The organism is Cytobacillus luteolus, assembly GCF_017873715.1.
GTDB lineage: Bacteria > Bacillota > Bacilli > Bacillales > Bacillaceae_L > Bacillus_BV > Bacillus_BV luteola.
In genome coordinates, this window is sequence record NZ_JAGGKM010000010.1 from 17,732 (window position 1) to 37,074 (window position 19,343).

A 19,343-nucleotide genomic window follows, 5' to 3' on the forward strand; every position below is an offset into this window, starting at 1 on the left:
ATTCAATAGAATACTAGTTAGCACTTTCCTATTTTATTGAGCTTTTTTTCGATATGAATACGAAGGAATAGCAGCCCACTTTGGAATATTCCTCTTTATCTGTGTGACGACAACTGTCATATCATCTTGAATATTTCCAGCTCTTGTACGAATTACTTCTTCCATTAAGATGTCTGCAATTTCTTGTGGATCTTTCGAATCTATTTCACTGATTTTTCGTTTCATCCACATATCATAATTTTCAACATGCCTTGGGCCTTCAAAGACACCATCGCTCATCATAATTAGAAAGTCTCCTGCTTTTAATTGTTCACTTACAACATCCACTTCAAACTCTTGAATAATACCCATCGGTAAATTACTAGCTTGTATTCTTATGATCTTTTCTCCACGTTTTACATAGCTAGGTGTTGAGCCGATCTTCAAGAATTTTGCAGAAGCATCCTGTAAATCTATCATAGCCAAATCTAATGTTGAAAATATTTCATCTGTAGTGCGTAGTGATAAAATTGAATTCACTGACTTAATTGCAACTTTCTCTTCAATTCCTGACTTAAGTATTTTTTGTAAAAGCTGAAGGGTTTCATTGCTTTCGTGATGAGCTCTGACTCCGTTACCCATGCCATCACTAATTGCTACTGCATATTTGCCAACCCCGAGTTCTATAGTTGAATAACAATCGCCAGATACTAGCCCTCCACCTTTTGCTGCATGAGCTACACCTGTCTCAATAACAAATGCTTTAACCGAGCCAAATGAAACATGACAATATCCATTAGGATAGGCTGAGCATTCTTCTTTTTTCACCGAAATAGTCTCTCCTAAAATATCTGAAAGCATAGGAGCAATGATTTTTTCACTTTCCCCGCTTGCATTACAATATGGAATACTCATTTCGATATCAACATTCCCTTGTTCCAAGTTATAAATTTCAACATGTCCTATTTCAATTCCAAAGGCTTGTAACGATTCTAGGATTTGCTCTTCTTGTAGATGGTGATTCTCACGTTCTCTTTGGATCTCCTTGGCAAAATCACCCATAACCTGCGAAACTCCTAAGAGCTGGTCCGCAACTAATCTTCTGCTTTCTAGAACTTGCTTTTTTAACTTTTGATTAGCTTGATAGTGTGAAAATTCTTTTCCAATTGCATCAATTACTTTTTTTGACTTAACACAATGCTTGTCCCATTCTCGATTCAATTGATGATTATGCACCATCGAATTATCATCAATTTCATGCATAATCTTCTTCATATAATCATATGTTGTAGTAAAGTTTTTCGACCAGCATTGTTCCTTCTTGAAACAAGTTTGACACGTTTTCTCTGTTACATTACTTAAAAAGTAATCTATCTCTCGATCTTGGTCTTCCTCTTCAATAGGAAGTCCATAGTTTGAGAAACTATTAGAAAGGGCTTGAAACACATTTGAGAACTGAGAAACTCTATTTGCCGTAACATCTCTTATTTTTCGTAAATATTGTTGTTGTTCTGCTGAATGTTCAGAAGTTCCCGGGATAAACTTTGCTAGATTACTTGTAATAATTTGTGGTGTAACCAAGAATAATGCAATGGCTATAAGGGATTCATATAATGTTGCAAGCAGCTGATTAGACCCCTCACCATATAAGCCAATTAATAGAGTACCGATAATTAGGCCGATTGAGACACCAACCTTTTTCCCGTCCTTTAGCAATCCACCAAGTAATCCTGAGAAAGCTAGTAAACTCATCTGATATAAACTAGCAACATTCGCTAAACTTAGCACTAAGCCAGTGACAACACCTACCGTTGATCCGGTTGTCGCACCAGCAACAAATGCAAATAATAAAACTAAATACCTTGAAAGAATATGTTCAACCGATAAATCGTATATAGACCAACCAATTGTGCCTGTCATAACAGAAGCTATTAATATGATAATGCATATAACCTCTTCTGTTTTCAACGTTTGATGTCGTTTCCTAACAGTTAATAGAGGCACACTTTGTAGAAAAATAAGAGTTAATATAAACCCAAGACCTGCTTCAACAACTGAAAGCATTCCATCATATAATGTTAGCTCACCCTGTGTAAGGTAGACAATTGATGTTTTGGTAAGTAGAGAAGCAATTAGTACAAGGAAAGGCAATGCCTTAACAGATTCAAATTTTAATCTCTTCGAAATCTTATGACATAAAGTAAACAATACGATAGATCCGAATACGTACATGGTGGCATTTACAGATAACGTCATAGAACCTGCTAGTAATGCAAGCATCGCTAGTCCTGCGCGGTCCTTTCGTATTAACAATACTGCAGCGAAGAATGGTAATGCAAATGGCGTAATTTTGGCAAGGATCAAAGCTCGTCCAAGTAAAAAGCCGACCAAAATAATGAGTAACCCTTTGTGTAATAGCAAGTGACGTATCATCGATTGTAGGCGGCTAAACCAACGAGACAATGCGTATTGAGACTTTTCGAAATTAACTTCCCCAACTGGCTCAATGAGGTTCCTTTCAATTTTCTCCATTTTAAAACACTCCCCGTATTTTAATAGTTGATTGTTATTATACAAGGGAATATTTTAGGAATTTGTCAAAACAACAAGACAAAAACACAAAACCATTCGACTTCTTTCTAGGAAACCTTCTATAAGAATACACAATCTGTTGAAAAACACAGATTTTTTAGCGGAAGTCCACGAAAAGCGAAAGTGCCCGGTTAGCGACGTATGGGCTGAATCAATCCGCATGAGATAAAGGTAATACGGAGAGCGCTAGCGATCCGATGAAGACTTATCGTAAAGAGGAGAGACGAAGATCCATAGGCGCTGGGCACTATAGCTAGACATTATGAAATGCGGAAGGTTTCTTCATATGTAACAAAACAACACAAAAAAAGCTAGTCTCTTAGGAGACTAGCTTTTTTCTTAGTGATGACCCATACGGGATTCGAACCCGTGTTACCGCCGTGAAAGGGCGGTGTCTTAACCGCTTGACCAATGGGCCGGAATATTTTTCTTAAAATGGTAGCGGCGGAGGGAGTCGAACCCACGACCTCACGGGTATGAACCGTACGCTCTAGCCAGCTGAGCTACACCGCCATAGTAAGAAAATCTAAATCTAAATAAGCACAAGATAAATAATACTTTCTGAAGGCGTTTTCGTCAATAGTTTTATTTAATAACAGAAAAATAGAAAAACTTAATTTAAGAATAACAAAAAAGCACCCGTAATGGATGCTTTTAATATCTATATTCAAGTGCAGCAAGTTAGCCTCTTCTAGCTCCACGTCCACCACGTTTTGATTCAGTGTGGCGTTTTAATGAAGTTAGACGATCTTCGCTATCCTTTAGGAAACGACTCATCTTTTGTTCAAAGTTTTCTTTAGCACGAGGTGCTTCATTTCTGTTATTGTTGCGCGGACCATTGTTGTTTCGTGGACGGTATTCACGTTGTTCACGCTGTTCACGTTGTGGTTGCTCTTTCGCCTTTTTAATAGACAAACCAATCTTGCCGTCTTTTTCAACATTAATGACCTTAACTTCTACTTCGTCACCGACTTTTAGATGCTCATTAATATCTTTTACGTAATTATCAGCAACTTCACTTATATGAACAAGTCCTGTTGTGCCTCCTGGCAGCTCCACGAACGCCCCAAAATTTGTTATTCCCGTTACTTTTCCTTGCAACTTGCTGCCTACTTCGATTGACATAAAAAAATTGCTCCTCCTTAAAAATTAAAAAATCATCCTATACCATTATACATAATAATAAAAACGAGTGTCAATAAGACGAGGATTCGTCGGCGATTTTAAAGATGATTTCTCCATCTTTTGATAAGAAATAATCTCTTCTAGCAATCTTGGCTATATATTCATCATCATTTAACTTAACAATTTCTTCTTCGAGATAAATCTGCTCTTCTTTTAACTTTACAAGCTGTTCATCTAAGAGTTGACGTTCAGTTTCTTTTTCTCTAATCACTGCAGATTGTGCCACGAGCGTTGAAATTAACCCATAAGAAATGATCGCCGCAAAAATGGCAAAGGCTATAAGTCTTCGAAATAACCCTTTTCGCTTCATGTTGTTTTTTTGTTCTGATTGTTCATAATTAGTCACATATGGTGTTTGGATCTGAGTTACTTTTTGCTTCCTTATCGCTGCCATTTTAGAATCATTTCCTCCTTACATAACGTAAATGAATTTAAGACTTACGAATTTTATTCCACCATTTAATTATCATATGTTTCATATTCTTTGCATGCTTTCGAATACCTGCAAAACTCGTAAAATATTTTAACAAAAATTTCTTCAAATTTTGCGGTAGCATTCTCCATAATAATACCCCAATCCATTTAAACGGGGAAAGTAAAACTTTTACAAGAACAGTAAAAATGTTTAAAAGTATTTTCCCAATGGCAATAAGAATATTAAGTAGACCCATTAATAAAACAATGATCAGTTGAATGAATAATTGAATTGGTCGAACAATGAAAAGGTGGAATGTTTTCTCCAAGAAATGATAGGTTCTTAGGGCAGCACGAATCAACACTTCAAGTAATCGTTGATAGCCTGTACGTAATAAGCTTTGATAGGCAGCAAATCCACATAGAAGAGCAAGGAATACATAAAAGCGTAGCTCCCCTTCATTCACAGATAAAAGTATATAAAATATAATGAGGCCTTGTAACACCCAAAACAAGATATCATTAATGAATACAAGCCATCTAGCACGCTTTGGTCGCTTTAGAAAGCGACCATATGTATCAAGCGCAGCACCTAAATAGCTTCCCATGCCAATCATGGCAATCATTGTGTAGAATTGTGTCGTTAGGCTCATTTAAATAACTTGCTAAAGAATCCTTTAGCTTTCTCCGCGTGTTGCTCATCTAAATAGACGATATCAAACACTTTACCTTTTATTGACACTATACCTTTATCCACATCTAGATTTTTCATTTGCAGATTTTGTCCCCTGATCGCTAAAAAGCCCATTACTGTCTCTAACAAAAACTCTTCGTTATCAAAGCTTTCTACCTGCTTTACTCCTGTAATATCAAGTAGCCTTCTACTTCTCATAACTACATCATGTTCCTGGACAGTTCCTTTGTTTGATCCATTCGCTTCATAATATTGACTCATCATCATCCCACGCTTTCTACAAGTTGGAAGTAAGAGGTGAGACGGTCATTTAAGATCGTATACCTTTGTAAAACACAAAGCCTCTCCTTCTTTGTTTGCTATATATTTATGATATTGGGATGATATTTAGAACAAGCCTCTCCTTTTTATAGGAAATTATAAGAGGTGCGAATCTTCAATTCTCTCTTCTTTAATAATTTCATAAAGTTCTGATGCATCTTCTTTTTTTGTTGTTTCCTTCAAGTCATTTACTCTAGCAGTTACAAGTTTTTGACCAAAGCGGATGGTAAGTGTGTCACCAATTTTCACATTGGAACTAGCCTTTGCTTGATCACCGTTGATTAAGATTCTTCCTTGATCTGCTACTTCTTTCGCTAATGTTCGACGCTTTATAATTCGAGATACTTTTAAGAATTTATCTAAACGCATGTTTTCTATCACTTCTTTCTATATAATGCTAAGATACTTTTTCGATAAAACTTACTTAAAGTCCTTGTTTTTTTGATTCTTCCCAAATTGAATCTAACTCTTCAAGTGAAAGTGATTCCATTTGTTTACCCTGTTTTTTTACCTCTTGTTCTATATAAACGAATCGCCTGTAGAATTTTTGGTTGGTTGCCAAAACAGCTTCCTCAGGATCAATTTTATAATATCTTCCAATATTTACAAAAGCAAACAATATATCCCCAAACTCAGCAAGCATCTTCTCTTGGTTAACGTTTTCTGAATTAAGTTCGGATTTGAACTCATTCAGTTCTTCATAAACTTTTTCCCACATTGGCTCGACATGTTTCCAGTCAAATCCAACAGTTGCTGCTTTTGCTTGATATTTATAGGCCTTTGATAAACCCGGAAGGCTTTTAGAAACACTATCTAGGAGTGATTCCTCATCAATATTCACTTTCTCCATTTTCTTAATTTCGTTCCAGTTACTTATAACATCATCAACGCTATCTGCTGATACATCACCAAACACATGCGGATGTCTTCTAATCATTTTTTCTGTAACTCCTTGAATGACATCACTCACAGAGAACATTCCTTCTTCCTCGGCGATTTGGGAATGTAACATTATTTGAAGTAATACATCTCCTAGCTCTTCTGCCATATGATCATCATCCTCATTATCAATGGCTTCAATAAGTTCGTACGCTTCTTCAAGTAAATACTTTTTCAAGGATTTATGTGTTTGCTTTTGATCCCATGGGCATCCACCCGGTCCACGTAAGGTAGCTATCACTTTACGTAAAGTTGAAAATTTATGATAAAGCAAACTCTCTTCTTTTACTGGAGGAACATAGACACTTGTTAAGTTTGTAAGTTCCATTCCACGGTCCAGCTCATACAGAGGAACCCTTTTAATTAGCTGTTGCTCACTTCCTGCAGCAGTTACAATATAAACTTCATAGTCATCTGGAAGTTGCTCCATTAAGCTTAGCTTAACATCCGATGCAATCATTTGATCATAGACCTGACAGATAATAATATGGTGATTAAGTTGTAAATGGGTGTTATCAAACGATAATGCATCAACAAATTGAAATCCTTCGATTGGGTCTATCTCTAGTGCAGCAAAAAGCGGATCAATAAAGCTCTGTCCGCCCTCAACTACTACATTGTATTCATCCTTTTTTGCCAATAAAAGCTGTACCGTTTTTTCTGCTACTAGTGGATGTCCTGGAACAGCATAAACAATATCTTTATCATTTGCCTGTGTACAAAGTTCGTTTACTATCTCTTCATATACATCTTCAAATTGATCATGCTTCTCATAAATTTCATCAAACGATTGAAAGATTAGTCCCTCTTTCACTAAATCATTAACGACAGGATGGTCCTTCGTTCGTAAGTATAAATGGCTGGTTTCTTTTATCTTTCGGTATAAACCGAGAGATAACTGATTCAAATCGCCAGCTCCAAGTCCAATAATACTTATGTTTTTTGCCATATCCTTTTACCTTCCTTATTTACGAGTTCTTAGTAGAATTGACGCTTTCTCTCCAAGTGGAAAGTAAGATAATTCTTCTCTTGTAAATACATTCCCTCTAATAATTACAAGTATGTACACCAATCCGCCAAGTAAAACTGCCGAAAGCGAGTGAAGAGTTGAAAATAACCTTGTATCAACTATTGCACCCAAAATAATATATAGAGCACTTTGATATATAAATAGGGTGGAGACCATTGCTCCTGCTGCAACCATTGTCATAGCTATGGTTCTGTTATTAATAATTTTGATCGGTAACTTTTTATATAAAAATAAGCCATTCAAGGTTGCTACCAACAAAAAGGCAATAACAGTAGCAAGTGCCGCACCCAAAATGGAGTAAGAGGGAATTAGTAGCATATTTAATCCCATTTTAATAAAAACACCTATGATTACACTGATTGCCGGGAAATAAGAATATCCTAATCCATTCAGTATAGCTGATATTGTCAAAATGATTGTTGTAAAAAAGATTGAAACCACCAAGATCATTAATTCCTGTGAACCAGTAGAATTCTGAAATAACATTCTATTAGTTGGAGTTATAATGCTAGCTAATCCGACCGCTGCACCAACTCCAATAACTACGGCAATTTTTAGAGAGATACTCACTTTTTTTATAATAAAAGTAAAATCCTCTCTTTTCTTTGCACTTGCTATAAGTGGGACAAGCGTTAACGACAATGATGTTGCTACGACTGTACCTAATTGGATTAGAGGTTGCCCTCGATCATAAACACCTTTTAAGGTCTTGGCTGATGTCTCTTCTATCCCATTTGAGACTAATAATGAATAAAGAGTGAAAGAATCGACTAATTGGATGACAATTAGTAGTAAACCACTAACACTAATTGTAAACCCTTGAATAACAATCACCTTAATTGTTCCACGGCTGGACTGTTTTACTTTCTGCCAATTGACCTTCTTAAAAGGCAATGTTTTTTTATCAAAAAGAAAATAAAATAAAACGAGTATAGCTGTAAAACCACCTAGAACAGAGCCGAATATGGCTCCTGCTCCCGCTTCATAAACACTATAACCGTTTAATAACAGTAGATAAGAAAAGAGCAAGATTGTTACCACTCGTACAAGCTGTTCAACTATTTGAGATGTTGCAGTAGGAATCATATTATTTCGGCCTTGGAAGTAACCACGAATAAGAGAAATAACCGGTAATAATAGGAAAGAGAAGGATGTTACCTTAATTAGGGAAGAAAGTTCATTATCCCCCATCATCCCGGCGATCAAACCTGCTCCCCAATATAAGAAAGAGAAACTGACTATTCCCATTAAGGATAATAAAAAAAACGAGATAATCAGTATTCTTTGTGCTCCACTATCATCTTCATGTTCATACCGCTCAGCAATTAATTTTGAAATGACAACAGGAAATCCATATGTAGAAAGGACTAAGGCGATTCCATAGATAGGATAGATCTGTTGATATATATAAAACCCTATATCTCCAACAATATTTTGGTAGGGAACTCGGTAGGCAGCACTTAAGATTTTTATAATAATACCCGCAATCGTTAAAATAAATGCCCCTTCCACTAACCCTTGAATTTTACGTTTGGATTGGACGCTCATGCCAATCTCCTTCCAATCTAAAATATCTCGTGTATTATACCACATAATGGATATGTAAAGAGATTAACAAAAAAAGAAAAGGCAGCTCGATGGCCACCTTTTCACTTCTAAGTATATTATTGCTCCATTTGACGAGCTAAAAATCCTGCAGCAGTTTCTACGGCCTTTTGTTCAACTTCTCCAAGTGCTTTTTCTTTGGAGAGAATGACAACAGCGCCAATCGGGTCACCGTTTGCAACAATTGGACCTACAGTATAAGAGGAAACTGTTTCTTCATTTCCATCAACAATTGAAACTTGTTTCTCCTCAGTCTCTAGAACAGAGCTTCGGTCATCCATTGTTTTTTCAATTAGTTCACTGACATTCTTATTTAAGTATTCTTTCTTCGACCCGCCAGCCATAGCAATAAATACATCTCTGTCACAGATGAGAACAGGATGGCCTAAGCTGTCATACAAAGCCTCTGCATACTCTTTAGCAAAATCACTTAGCTCGCTTATAGGTGAGTACTTTTTGAGGATAACCTCTCCGTCACGATCGACAAAGATTTCAAGTGGATCCCCTTCCCTAATCCGTAATGTTCTACGGATTTCTTTTGGAATTACTACTCTACCTAAATCATCAATACGACGAACAATACCAGTTGCTTTCATCTTAAGTTGCCTCACTTTCATCTGATGATTAAAGATTTGGTGATGTACAATTTGTCTTTAAAAGAATTTATCACCATTTGTGTGTTGGTTTTAGTATGAGTAACCTACAAAGTTCTATTCATGATGAAAGTGATTTTTTCATATAAAGTGAAATTACTCCAGTTTTCATGTTCGCCAATTTAATAATGACTTAAACAACTTTAAACAATACTTTAGCTGGCATTCACATTTTCTTTTTTTGTATCGGCTAGAGCCTTAATCATATCGGATGCTACATTGAGCCATTTATCTACAGTAACATCTTTAATGTGTAGGACTATTTTCAATTTAGTGCCTTCCATTCCTAGACTAATCATTCTTCCATATTGATTACCGATTATAAATAGTTTATGGCCATCTATTTTATTACTAGCTTCTTCTGATAAAAGAATAGTGACTTCATTCTTCACTTGTTTTATTTGCTCCACTCGTTCTTTTCTTGCAAAAACCTTCATTTCAGCAATCTTAAATAAATAAGCAACTTCTTGTGGGAACTCACCGAAACGATCAATCATTTCCTCTTGCAGTTCTTCCACATCTTCTAAAGTATCAATTCCTCTAAAACGCTTATACATATCAATTTTTTGACGTCCATCTGAAATATAAGCATCAGGAATATAAGCATCAACTTCTACATCAATTTCAACAGAGAACTTTTCCTCACGCGGGATATCTGTTCTTCTCTGTTCAATGGCATCCTTAAGCATTTGTGAGTACAAGTCAAATCCTACAGAGTCAATAAATCCATGCTGCTGAGCACCTAGGATATTACCCGCTCCTCGAATAGATAAATCTCTCATTGCAATTTTGAATCCTGATCCTAATTCAGTAAATTCCTTAATAGCCTGTAGTCTTTTTTCAGATACTTCCGTTAATACTTTATCTTTTCTGTATGTGAAATAAGCATAAGCGACTCGGTTAGAGCGTCCTACCCTACCACGAAGCTGATACAGTTGTGATAATCCCATACGATCCGCATCAAAAACAATCAGTGTATTAGCATTAGGGATATCAACACCGGTCTCAATAATTGTTGTACTAACTAGTACATCATACTGACCATCTAAAAAATTGAGCATAACTGCTTCCAGCTCATTTTCTGTCATTCTTCCGTGAGCATAGGCAACTCTGGCGTCAGGTACAAGCATTGATATTTCCTCAGCTTTTCTTTCAATGTCCTCTACTCGGTTGTAAAGGAAGAAAATTTGGCCATCCCTTGCTAACTCTCTCTCAATTGCTTCACGAATCAAACCACCATTATATTCAACCACATAGGTTTGTACAGGAAATCTGTTTTCTGGAGGTGTTTCGATAACAGAGAGATCTCTTACCCCTAGCATTGACATGTGTAATGTTCGTGGTATCGGTGTTGCAGTTAAAGTCAATACGTCGATATTAGCCTTTAACTGTTTAATTTTCTCTTTATGAGTTACTCCAAAGCGCTGCTCTTCATCGATAATTAGCAATCCAAGGTCACGATACGTAATATCTTTTGATAGTAAGCGATGAGTACCAACCACGATATCTACTGTACCTGCCTGTAACCCCTTAATTGTTTCAGTTTGTTGTTTTCTAGTTCTAAATCGGTTTAGCAAACCAATGGTAACAGGGAAATCTTGAAACCGTTCACGAATGGTCTCATAATGCTGTTGAGCTAATATAGTGGTTGGAACGAGAATAGCTACTTGCTTGCCATCATGAATCGCTTTAAATGCAGCACGAATTGCAACTTCCGTTTTACCATATCCAACGTCTCCACATAAGAGTCTGTCCATTGGGCGTTCGCGCTCCATGTCCAATTTAATTTCATGAATTGAACGCAACTGATCCTCTGTTTCCTGATAGGCAAATGCATCTTCAAATTCTCTTTGCATATCACCGTCAGGAGAGAATGCATAACCTTTGCTTGCTTCACGTTCTGCATAAAGTTTTATCAAGTCATCCGCAATATCCTGAACTGAAGACTCAACTTTTTTACGAACCCTTTTCCAATCACTTCCGCCAAGCTTATATATCTTCGGTTCTTTCCCCTCAGAACCTACATACTTCTGAACTTGGTCAATTTGGTCAACCGGGACATAAAGCTTATCATCCCCTTGGTAGCGAATATGGATATAGTCTTTATGGATTCCATTGATCTCTAATGTTTCAATACCATAATACTTACCGATTCCATGATTAATATGAACAACGTGATCACCAATTTGAAGTTCAGAATAATTTTTTATTCTCTCTGCGTTAGAAAGCTTTTGTCTACTCTTTGATTTCTTTAGTTTTTTCTTGAAAAGCTCCTCTTCTGTAATGACAGCGAGCTTTTGTAATGGTAGTTCAAACCCGTCATTTAAATCTCCGATAATAATTTGAACTTGACCCGGAAGAATGTCAGCATCTGTTTTTAATGGGGTAGCCTTTATATCATAATCCTCTAACACATTTTGTAGCTTTTTAACTCTTTCATCATTTGCTCCTAGGAAAACAACAGAGAAATTCCCCTTCTTCCAGCGATCAAGCTCTGTTTTCAAAACATGCATTTGACCATGAAAATTTTGCATTTGCTTACAAGTCATATTTAATATGTTCTGTGGACTTGTATAAGGTACATGCCTTAAAAATAAAGATAAATATAGCAAAGGTTTAGTTGACTTTTGAATCAAAACATTAAACTTATGTGAGTGATGCAAGTTATGAATAGCTTCTCCATTTTCTAAAAGGCCTGTATACCATTCAGCTTCATCCTTATCAAGAGAATCAGACATTTCCTGAATACGACTAATCTCATCCAAAATAACAATTCCATTTTGGGGCAAATAATCTAGTAAACTAGTAGGCCTCTCGTAGAATAGGCTTAAGTATTTGAACATTTTTTGAGGAAATTGACCATTTTTCAATAGGTCTAGTTCATAAGTTATATTTTCTAATGTTAATTCCTTTACCTTATCGTCTTTCAGCTTTTTTAAAGTAGTAGCTAGTCCCTCTTCTAATGCATTTATACCTTGGCCCAATTGATTCTTCGCTATCAGAATTTCAGTTGCAGGTCCAATCGTTATGCTTTGAAGTTTCTGCTGGGAACGCTGATCTTCAATAATAAATGTACGGATTGAATCAATTTCTGTATCGAACAATTCAATTCTTATAGGCAATTCTTCAGTCAATGGGTATATATCAAAAATTCCTCCACGAACACTAAATTCTCCAGGTGATGACACCATGGAGGTTCGCTCGTATCCCATCGCTATTAATTTTTCTAGATAATCTGAAGCAATATCTTCTCCAACATTAAAGGTAAGTTGACTCGCTCTCCATATATCCTTCGGAGGAAGCAATCGCTTCAAACCCGAGATAGGTGCAATCACAATCCCATTTTTGTGTGAGTTCCAATAATTGAGTGCTTCTAATCGCTGAGACTTTAATTCTGGGCTTGCAATTCCAATTTCAGCAGCAATTAATTCATTAACAGGATATAAAAATACCTCTTCCTCGCGAACCAATGTTGTCAAATCATCGTATATCTTTTGTGCTTGATATAAATTATGTGTGACAATAAGTAAGGGTTGCTTTGTTTCATTGTATATAGAAGCCATCAATACTGTACGGGCTGACCCAGAAAGGCCTGCTATCAACTGCTCACGTAAGCCTTCATTTATGCCATTAATGACAGTAGCTATTTCATCATTCCTATAAAAGGATTGTTTCAAACCAGCTAACAAATAGAACCCTCCTCTCAAACAAAAACTATCTATTTAATCTCATAACTAGCTGTTGGTTTAGTTTATAGATACGTTACAATATCTGATGTTATTCGGTTTCCTATATGAAAACAGAAAAATGCTTTGGAAAATCCAAAGCGAATTATTGTATAAAACTTTCATACTGATGATAATCTGGATTTCGTTCAAGAGCTTCTTGGCAGTCCTCACATATCGTCTTTATATGAATATCCCCACTTGATTCATAGGATACCATCTCTCTACGTTCATCATCTGTTAGTTGATGTAAACCTAAGCTTTCACTATGTAATGACATACTGTCTAATGAACCAACCTTTGTACCACAATGCCTGCAATAATAATGGAGAGACATTTAAATTCCCCCTTAACTTAACATTTTTTTACTAGTATGAACAGTTAAGGAGAACCTTATTCACGAGAATAAAACACATTCTTAATTATTATTTTGCGTTAAATTCATTCATAACTTGTAAAAATTCACTAGTAAGCCATTTTTCACAAGCCTTAGCAGAGAGAATAATTGATTCATCTACATTTTCTTTTTCTTCTTCAGTAAACCGACCAAGGACATAGTCAGTTATCTTCATTCCATTTTTAGGACGGTCTACTCCAATACGGATACGTTTAAACTCTTGTGTGCCGACATGTTGAATAATTGACTTAATTCCATTATGTCCCCCAGCACTGCCTTTTGTTCTCAAACGAATTTTCCCAACTGGTAGATCTAAATCATCATAAATGACAATGACATCTTCTAAATCAATATCATAATAATCCATAAGTGGACGAAGGCATTCACCCGATAGATTCATATAGGTAAGAGGTTTTAGCAATAACACTTTTTCACCAGCACTATGCCCCACACCATATATGCCATTAAACTTCGTTTTATCTAATGAAATTTGTAGTTCGGTTGAAAGTCGGTCAACTACTTTAAAACCAACATTATGCCTTGTTTCTTCATACTGTTTGCCTGGATTACCTAAGCCAACAATAAGTTTCATTGCTTTCCCCTCACTTTTAATCGCTCTATATATGTATCTTATGTAATTCTAATCCAAATTTAGTAGTGCTAGAGTATTTCTAGTTTATACACTTATCCAGAGTTCGTGAAAAAGACGTAACCAATTAGGTTACGCCGTAACTCAACCTTCGCTTGTTTCTCTTCCTTCTTCCGCTTCAGGTATGCCTTCTTCTTGCTCTTCACCTGTATCAATCTCTTCCTCTTGTTTTGGAGGTTGAATTGAAGCAATCACTTCACTTTGTTCATGATTCAATTCATATTTACCTCCGGTGTGAACGTCTGAAACCAATACAGTTTGTCCGACTTCCAGGTTAGTCACATCAATATCAATTGCTGGAGGTATATTACCAGGTAGAGCAGTAATTGATACCTGATGGATGGATTGCTGTAGTACTCCACCATCCTTGACTCCCAATGCTTCACCAACTAAATTAACTCGTACCTCTACATCAACCTTTGTTTTCATATTGATGACTTTAAAGTCGGCATGAAGATAATCTCCTTTAACGGGATCCCTTTGCAGTTCATTTAACATAACAGGATGGTTTTCGTTATCAACGACAAGTTGAATAATCCCATTACGGCCACTTTCACGTATCGTTTTAAGAAACTCTATGCTATTGACAAATATCGGCTTACTGCCGTTATTTCCATTAATAATAGCCGGAATATTTCCCTCTTCACGGATTCTTCTAGTCGAAGAATTTCTTAAATCCGAGCGACCTTGCGCTTGTAATAGTATTGCCATTTAAATCACTCCTTAGGAAAATTTAATAACCCTATATTAAACTTCCCCTAAAACAAAGTGGTCTAAACGTATCATTTATGGAAAACTTTTCTTAATCGAAAAGTGTACTTACTGATTGTTGCTCATATACTCGGATAATTGCTTCTCCAATTAATGGTGCAACAGAAAGTTGAGTAACCTTATCAATTAATTTCTCTTCATCTAGAGCAATACTGTTTGTAACCACTAACTCTTTGATTTTAGAATTTTGGATACGGTCCATTGCTGGCCCTGAAAGTACAGGATGTGTACAACATGCATACACTTCTGATGCCCCATTTTCTATCAAGGCATTCGCAGCTAAAGTAATTGTACCCGCTGTATCGATAATATCATCGATTAAGATAGCTGTTTTACCTTCAATATTACCTACAATATTCATAACCTCAGCCACATTCGGTCTTGGTCTTCTTTTATCAATAATGGCAATTGGCGCTTTTAGACGGTCAGCCATTTTACGCGCACGTGTTACCCCACCATGGTCAGGAGATACAATCACAATATCATTTAGATTTTTACTTTCAAAGTAGTCAGCTAAAATTGGTACACCCATTAAATGGTCAATTAGGATATCAAAAAACCCTTGAATTTGTGGAGCATGAAGGTCAAGTGTAATCACTCGGTGAGCTCCTGCAGTCTCTAACAGGTTAGCTACTAGCTTTGCTGTAATTGGCTCACGAGCACGTGCTTTACGGTCTTGTCTGGCATAACCATAATAAGGCATAACAATATTCACTGTTTTAGCTGATGCACGTTTAAGTGCATCTATCATAATTAATAGTTCCATTAGGTGTTCATTAACTGGAGCACTTGTAGATTGGATGACGAACACGTCACATCCACGAATACTCTCTTCAATATTAATTTGAATTTCCCCATCGCTAAATTTAGCAACTGAACATTTGCCTAGTTCTACTCCAACTTCTTTTGCAATTTGTTCAGCAAGAGCTGTGTTCGAGTTTAATGTAAATAGTTTTAGTTTCGAATTGCGATATTGATTTGGCATTGTGATGTACCCCTCCGTAAGGTTTTAATCTTTTTTACTATTTAATCGATCTACATAGTCTTCTTTGTTTATTTGACGAGCACGTGCGATACTTAATGCGTTTCCAGGGACATCGTTGGTAACTGTGGATCCAGCAGCTACATAAGCCCCTTTACCAACCGTAACAGGAGCAATTAAATTTGAGTTACATCCGATGAATGCTCCATCCTCTATTTTTGTTAGAAATTTATTTTTTCCATCATAATTAACTGTAATGGAACCACAGCCTAAATTTACGTCTGAACCAACTTCTGCATCACCAATATAACTTAAGTGAGAAGCTTTACTTCCTTTTCCAAAAGTTGACTTTTTCACTTCTACAAAGTTCCCTATCTTCACTTCGTCGCCAAGTTCTGAGTCAGGACGTATATGAGCAAAAGGTCCGATTGCTACATCATTTCCAATACTACTATCATGTGCAACTGATTGACGAATAACCGTTCTATTACCTACATGGCAATTATTGATTTCTGTGTTTGGTCCAATCTCGCAGTCTGCTCCAATGTTGCTATTGCCCTTTATAACCGATCCTGGGTATATAACAGTATCTTGTTCAATTGTTGCATCTGCACTGATGTAGGTATTGTTAGGATCAATAATTGTAACACCATTTAACATGTGTTGTTTATTTATACGTAATTTCATTAATTGTTCAGCTTGAGATAAAGCAAATCGATCATTTACACCTAATGTTTCTTCGAAAGAATCCGTTTGGAATGCAGATACAATCTCACCTTGATTTTTTAAAATTTCAATTACGTCTGGTAAGTAGTATTCACCTTGTACATTGTTATTCGAAACACTGTTTAATGCCTCAAATAATAATTTATTGTCGAAACAATACGTACCTGTGTTAATTTCCGTAACCATTCGTTCTTGTTCGGTTGCATCTTTATGCTCAACAATTTTTTGAACGAGCCCTTCTTCATTACGAATTACTCTTCCATAACCAGTCGGATCATTAGCTTTTGCAGTTAAGATTGTTGCCTTTGCTCCTGTTTCTTCATGATGCAAAAGAAGCGCTTCCATCGTTTTAGTTGTAATTAATGGTGTATCGCCACAAATAACAAGGGTAACTCCTTCTTTGTCTGCAAGATTGCTAGAAGCTTGCATTACAGCATGAGCAGTACCTAATTGCTCTTCTTGAAGTACATATTCACTACCATCACCAATCTGAGATTTCACTTGCTCAGCGCCGTGACCAACAACGATAACAGATTTTTGTAAAGAAAGCTTTGTCACCTGATCTACTACGTGCTGCACCATTGGCTTGCCACATACAGGATGTAGAACTTTGTAGAGCTTTGATTTCATTCTTGTTCCTTGACCAGCAGCCAATATAACTGCATATCTATTTATCATTTTTAGGCCTCCATTAACCTTTTTATCCAATACGAATATATCTTAAATAGAGACCTATTTCAAGGAAACAATTATTATCGGAAATATTTGTTTTAATATGACATATATAGGAATCGACTAAACATGGGGGATTTCGTTGAATTTAATAAGATAAGAGGGTTTTTTAGAAAAGTAAAAAGAGCCTAAAGCTTATGTAGGCTCTTCGATGTATGAAAATCATTTTTTATGATGCGCCCGCTTCTTCAAATTCAACCTCTAACTCACCAAGTCGGTGGTATTCAGCTAAAACCGCATCTTGGATTTTTCCGCGAGTGCTAGAATTAATTGGATGTGCAATATCACGGAATTCTCCATCAGGAGTACGTTTGCTTGGCATTGCTACAAACAAGCCATTATTACCATCAATAACACGAATATCATGAACAACAAATTCATGGTCTAATGTTATCGAAGCAATAGCTCTCATACGCCCTTCTGTGTTTACGCGTCGTAATCTTACGTCAGTTACTTCCATTGTGTGTTCACCACCTTTTCTAAAATTAGAAAAACACAAAAACCAGGTTAAATAGTATGACTAGGTTTTTAATGATTTCCTTATTGCCAGACTATAGTAATCTGACAATTTAAAACTTAGTTATGTTATTCAACGGATTTTTGTGTATTCCTTCTAATTTAGAAAAGTTTTTTAAAAAAATTGATAATTTTTGGATAAATGATGAAAAATTTGCGTTTTTTTATGTTTTTTTACGACTTTACGAGTGCAATAACCTCAATTTCGACAAGTACATCTTTTGGTAAGCGAGCAACCTCAACACAAGATCTAGCTGGCTTATGATTCCCAAAATACTCTCCATACACTTCGTTTAATTCTGTAAAATCGTTCATATCTTTTATAAAAACAGTAGCTTTGACGACAGTATCCAATGATGCACCTGCTGCATCTAGTACGGCTTTTAAATTTTCAAAAACCTGTGTAGTTTGTTCTTTAATATTGCCGGTGATTAAATCTCCGTCTGCTGTTAAAGGTATTTGTCCAGAACTATAAAAGAGATTGTTAACAACGATCCCTTGTGAGTATGGCCCAATTGCTTTTGGCGCATTATTAGTATCTATGTACTTCATTCTTCATCCACCGTTCCTTCATCATATTGTTCCTGTGCGATCTCACCCAGTGATTTTAAATAAGAGAAGTAGTTACCTTCACTAACCGAAATTTGTTTTTCTTTGACGTTAACATCAGTTAGTTTAACTAATGAGATATATTCATCTATTAAACGCTCTTCAATATCTTCAGCCTCAACTAAAACACCAATCCCAGCAACATGCGCATTGAACTCTTCAAGCATACTTACCATGCCATTGATTGTTCCTCCAGCCTTCATGAAGTCATCGATAATTAGAACGCTCGATCCTTCATTTAAGCTCCTTTTCGCTAAGACCATTGTTTGTATACGCTTAGTCGATCCAGATACATAATTAATACTAACCGTTGATCCTTCTGTCACTTTACTGTCTCTTCTTACAATAACGACAGGTACATCTAAATACCGAGCTACTGCGTATGCTAATGGAATACCTTTTGTAGCTACGGTCATTACGACATCAATCTTACGGTCAGAGTAGACAGATGCATATAGCCGACCAATCTGGTTCACTATTTGTGGATCCCCTAAAATATCTGCAAGATAAAGGTAGCCTCCAGGAAGTAATCGATCAGGGTTGGCTATCTGTTCACGTAACTCACTGATAAATCCCTTAGCCTCTACCTCTCCTACATAAGGAATATACTTTACTCCCCCTGCTGCTCCAGAAACAGTTTGCAACGTACCAATTCCTTGTTGTTCGAAGGTTTGTTTAATAATCGTTAAATCCTCACTAATAGACGATTTAGCTGAATCATACCGGTCTGCAAAAACGGTAAGAGAAACTAAACGGCGTGGGTGCTGTAGTAAGTAATTCGTCATATCTACTAGTCTACTGCTTCGACGAAATTTCATTATAAG

General features: G+C 36.3%; 18 protein-coding genes and 2 tRNA genes. All 20 read right to left on the reverse strand.

From position 1 onward, the window contains the following. Positions 1–33: 33 nt before the first annotated feature. The 20 genes from spoIIE to purR all read right to left on the reverse strand — a co-directional run bounded on the left by spoIIE (position 34) and on the right by purR (position 19,337). Positions 34–2,511, reverse strand: coding sequence for a stage II sporulation protein E (gene spoIIE / locus J2Z26_RS20550; RefSeq protein ID WP_193534175.1), 2,478 nt, complete (start codon positions 2,509–2,511; stop codon positions 34–36). A 406-nt stretch (positions 2,512–2,917) separates the two neighbouring features. Then, a tRNA-Glu gene (locus J2Z26_RS20555) sits at positions 2,918–2,989 on the reverse strand. A gap of 18 nt (positions 2,990–3,007) precedes the next feature. Then, positions 3,008–3,084: transfer RNA gene (locus J2Z26_RS20560), tRNA-Met, on the reverse strand. Between the two features lie 168 nt (positions 3,085–3,252). Further along, positions 3,253–3,696, reverse strand: coding sequence for a S1 domain-containing RNA-binding protein (locus tag J2Z26_RS20565; RefSeq protein ID WP_193470932.1), 444 nt, complete (start codon positions 3,694–3,696; stop codon positions 3,253–3,255). A 70-nt stretch (positions 3,697–3,766) separates the two neighbouring features. Next, on the reverse strand, positions 3,767–4,150 hold the full coding sequence (locus J2Z26_RS20570) for an FtsB family cell division protein (RefSeq protein WP_193534174.1): 384 nt from the start codon (positions 4,148–4,150) through the stop codon (positions 3,767–3,769). Between the two features lie 37 nt (positions 4,151–4,187). Next, entirely contained in the window at positions 4,188–4,823 is a 636-nt protein-coding gene (gene yabQ, locus J2Z26_RS20575; protein WP_193534173.1) for a spore cortex biosynthesis protein YabQ, read from the reverse strand. Continuing rightward, complete coding sequence (gene yabP, locus J2Z26_RS20580; RefSeq protein ID WP_193473071.1) at positions 4,820–5,125, reverse strand: sporulation protein YabP; 306 nt, start codon at positions 5,123–5,125, stop codon at positions 4,820–4,822. Before yabP ends, yabQ begins: the two co-directional genes overlap by 4 nt. 156 nt (positions 5,126–5,281) lie before the next feature. Further along, positions 5,282–5,554: an RNA-binding S4 domain-containing protein gene (locus J2Z26_RS20585; protein ID WP_193534172.1), complete on the reverse strand. Its 273-nt coding sequence runs from the start codon at positions 5,552–5,554 to the stop codon at positions 5,282–5,284. 55 nt (positions 5,555–5,609) lie between these two features. Next, positions 5,610–7,073 carry a bifunctional methyltransferase/pyrophosphohydrolase YabN gene (yabN, locus tag J2Z26_RS20590; protein WP_193534171.1) on the reverse strand — a complete coding sequence of 488 codons (1,464 nt, stop codon included), beginning with the start codon at positions 7,071–7,073 and terminating at the stop codon, positions 5,610–5,612. Positions 7,074–7,088: 15 nt separating this feature from the next. Beyond that, the gene (locus J2Z26_RS20595) at positions 7,089–8,702 is read right to left on the reverse strand and encodes a putative polysaccharide biosynthesis protein (protein WP_193534170.1); all 1,614 of its coding nucleotides are present in this window, start codon (positions 8,700–8,702) and stop codon (positions 7,089–7,091) included. Positions 8,703–8,818: 116 nt separating this feature from the next. Further along, the gene (gene spoVT, locus J2Z26_RS20600) at positions 8,819–9,355 is read right to left on the reverse strand and encodes a stage V sporulation protein T (protein ID WP_193534169.1); all 537 of its coding nucleotides are present in this window, start codon (positions 9,353–9,355) and stop codon (positions 8,819–8,821) included. 212 nt (positions 9,356–9,567) lie between these two features. Next, positions 9,568–13,101 carry a transcription-repair coupling factor gene (gene mfd, locus J2Z26_RS20605; protein ID WP_193534168.1) on the reverse strand — a complete coding sequence of 1,178 codons (3,534 nt, stop codon included), beginning with the start codon at positions 13,099–13,101 and terminating at the stop codon, positions 9,568–9,570. Positions 13,102–13,243: 142 nt separating this feature from the next. After that, the gene (locus J2Z26_RS20610; protein ID WP_193534167.1) at positions 13,244–13,474 is read right to left on the reverse strand and encodes an anti-sigma-F factor Fin; all 231 of its coding nucleotides are present in this window, start codon (positions 13,472–13,474) and stop codon (positions 13,244–13,246) included. Between the two features lie 88 nt (positions 13,475–13,562). Beyond that, a complete protein-coding gene (gene pth, locus J2Z26_RS20615) occupies positions 13,563–14,126 on the reverse strand; it encodes an aminoacyl-tRNA hydrolase (protein ID WP_193534166.1) in 564 nt (187 codons plus the stop codon). Between the two features lie 141 nt (positions 14,127–14,267). Continuing rightward, positions 14,268–14,894 carry a 50S ribosomal protein L25/general stress protein Ctc gene (locus J2Z26_RS20620; RefSeq protein ID WP_193534165.1) on the reverse strand — a complete coding sequence of 209 codons (627 nt, stop codon included), beginning with the start codon at positions 14,892–14,894 and terminating at the stop codon, positions 14,268–14,270. Between the two features lie 91 nt (positions 14,895–14,985). Further along, positions 14,986–15,939: a ribose-phosphate diphosphokinase gene (locus J2Z26_RS20625; protein WP_193534164.1), complete on the reverse strand. Its 954-nt coding sequence runs from the start codon at positions 15,937–15,939 to the stop codon at positions 14,986–14,988. A 24-nt stretch (positions 15,940–15,963) separates the two neighbouring features. Then, on the reverse strand, positions 15,964–17,340 hold the full coding sequence (glmU, locus tag J2Z26_RS20630; RefSeq protein ID WP_193534163.1) for a bifunctional UDP-N-acetylglucosamine diphosphorylase/glucosamine-1-phosphate N-acetyltransferase GlmU: 1,377 nt from the start codon (positions 17,338–17,340) through the stop codon (positions 15,964–15,966). Positions 17,341–17,563: 223 nt separating this feature from the next. Further along, positions 17,564–17,854: a septation regulator SpoVG gene (gene spoVG, locus J2Z26_RS20635; RefSeq protein WP_026562422.1), complete on the reverse strand. Its 291-nt coding sequence runs from the start codon at positions 17,852–17,854 to the stop codon at positions 17,564–17,566. Positions 17,855–18,084: 230 nt separating this feature from the next. Then, on the reverse strand, positions 18,085–18,462 hold the full coding sequence (locus tag J2Z26_RS20640; RefSeq protein ID WP_193534162.1) for a RidA family protein: 378 nt from the start codon (positions 18,460–18,462) through the stop codon (positions 18,085–18,087). Further along, positions 18,459–19,337 (reverse strand): pur operon repressor, encoded by an 879-nt coding sequence (gene purR, locus J2Z26_RS20645; RefSeq protein WP_193534161.1) that lies wholly within the window; start codon positions 19,335–19,337, stop codon positions 18,459–18,461. The genes J2Z26_RS20640 and purR overlap by 4 nt, the downstream gene beginning before the upstream one ends. Positions 19,338–19,343: the final 6 nt, after the last annotated feature.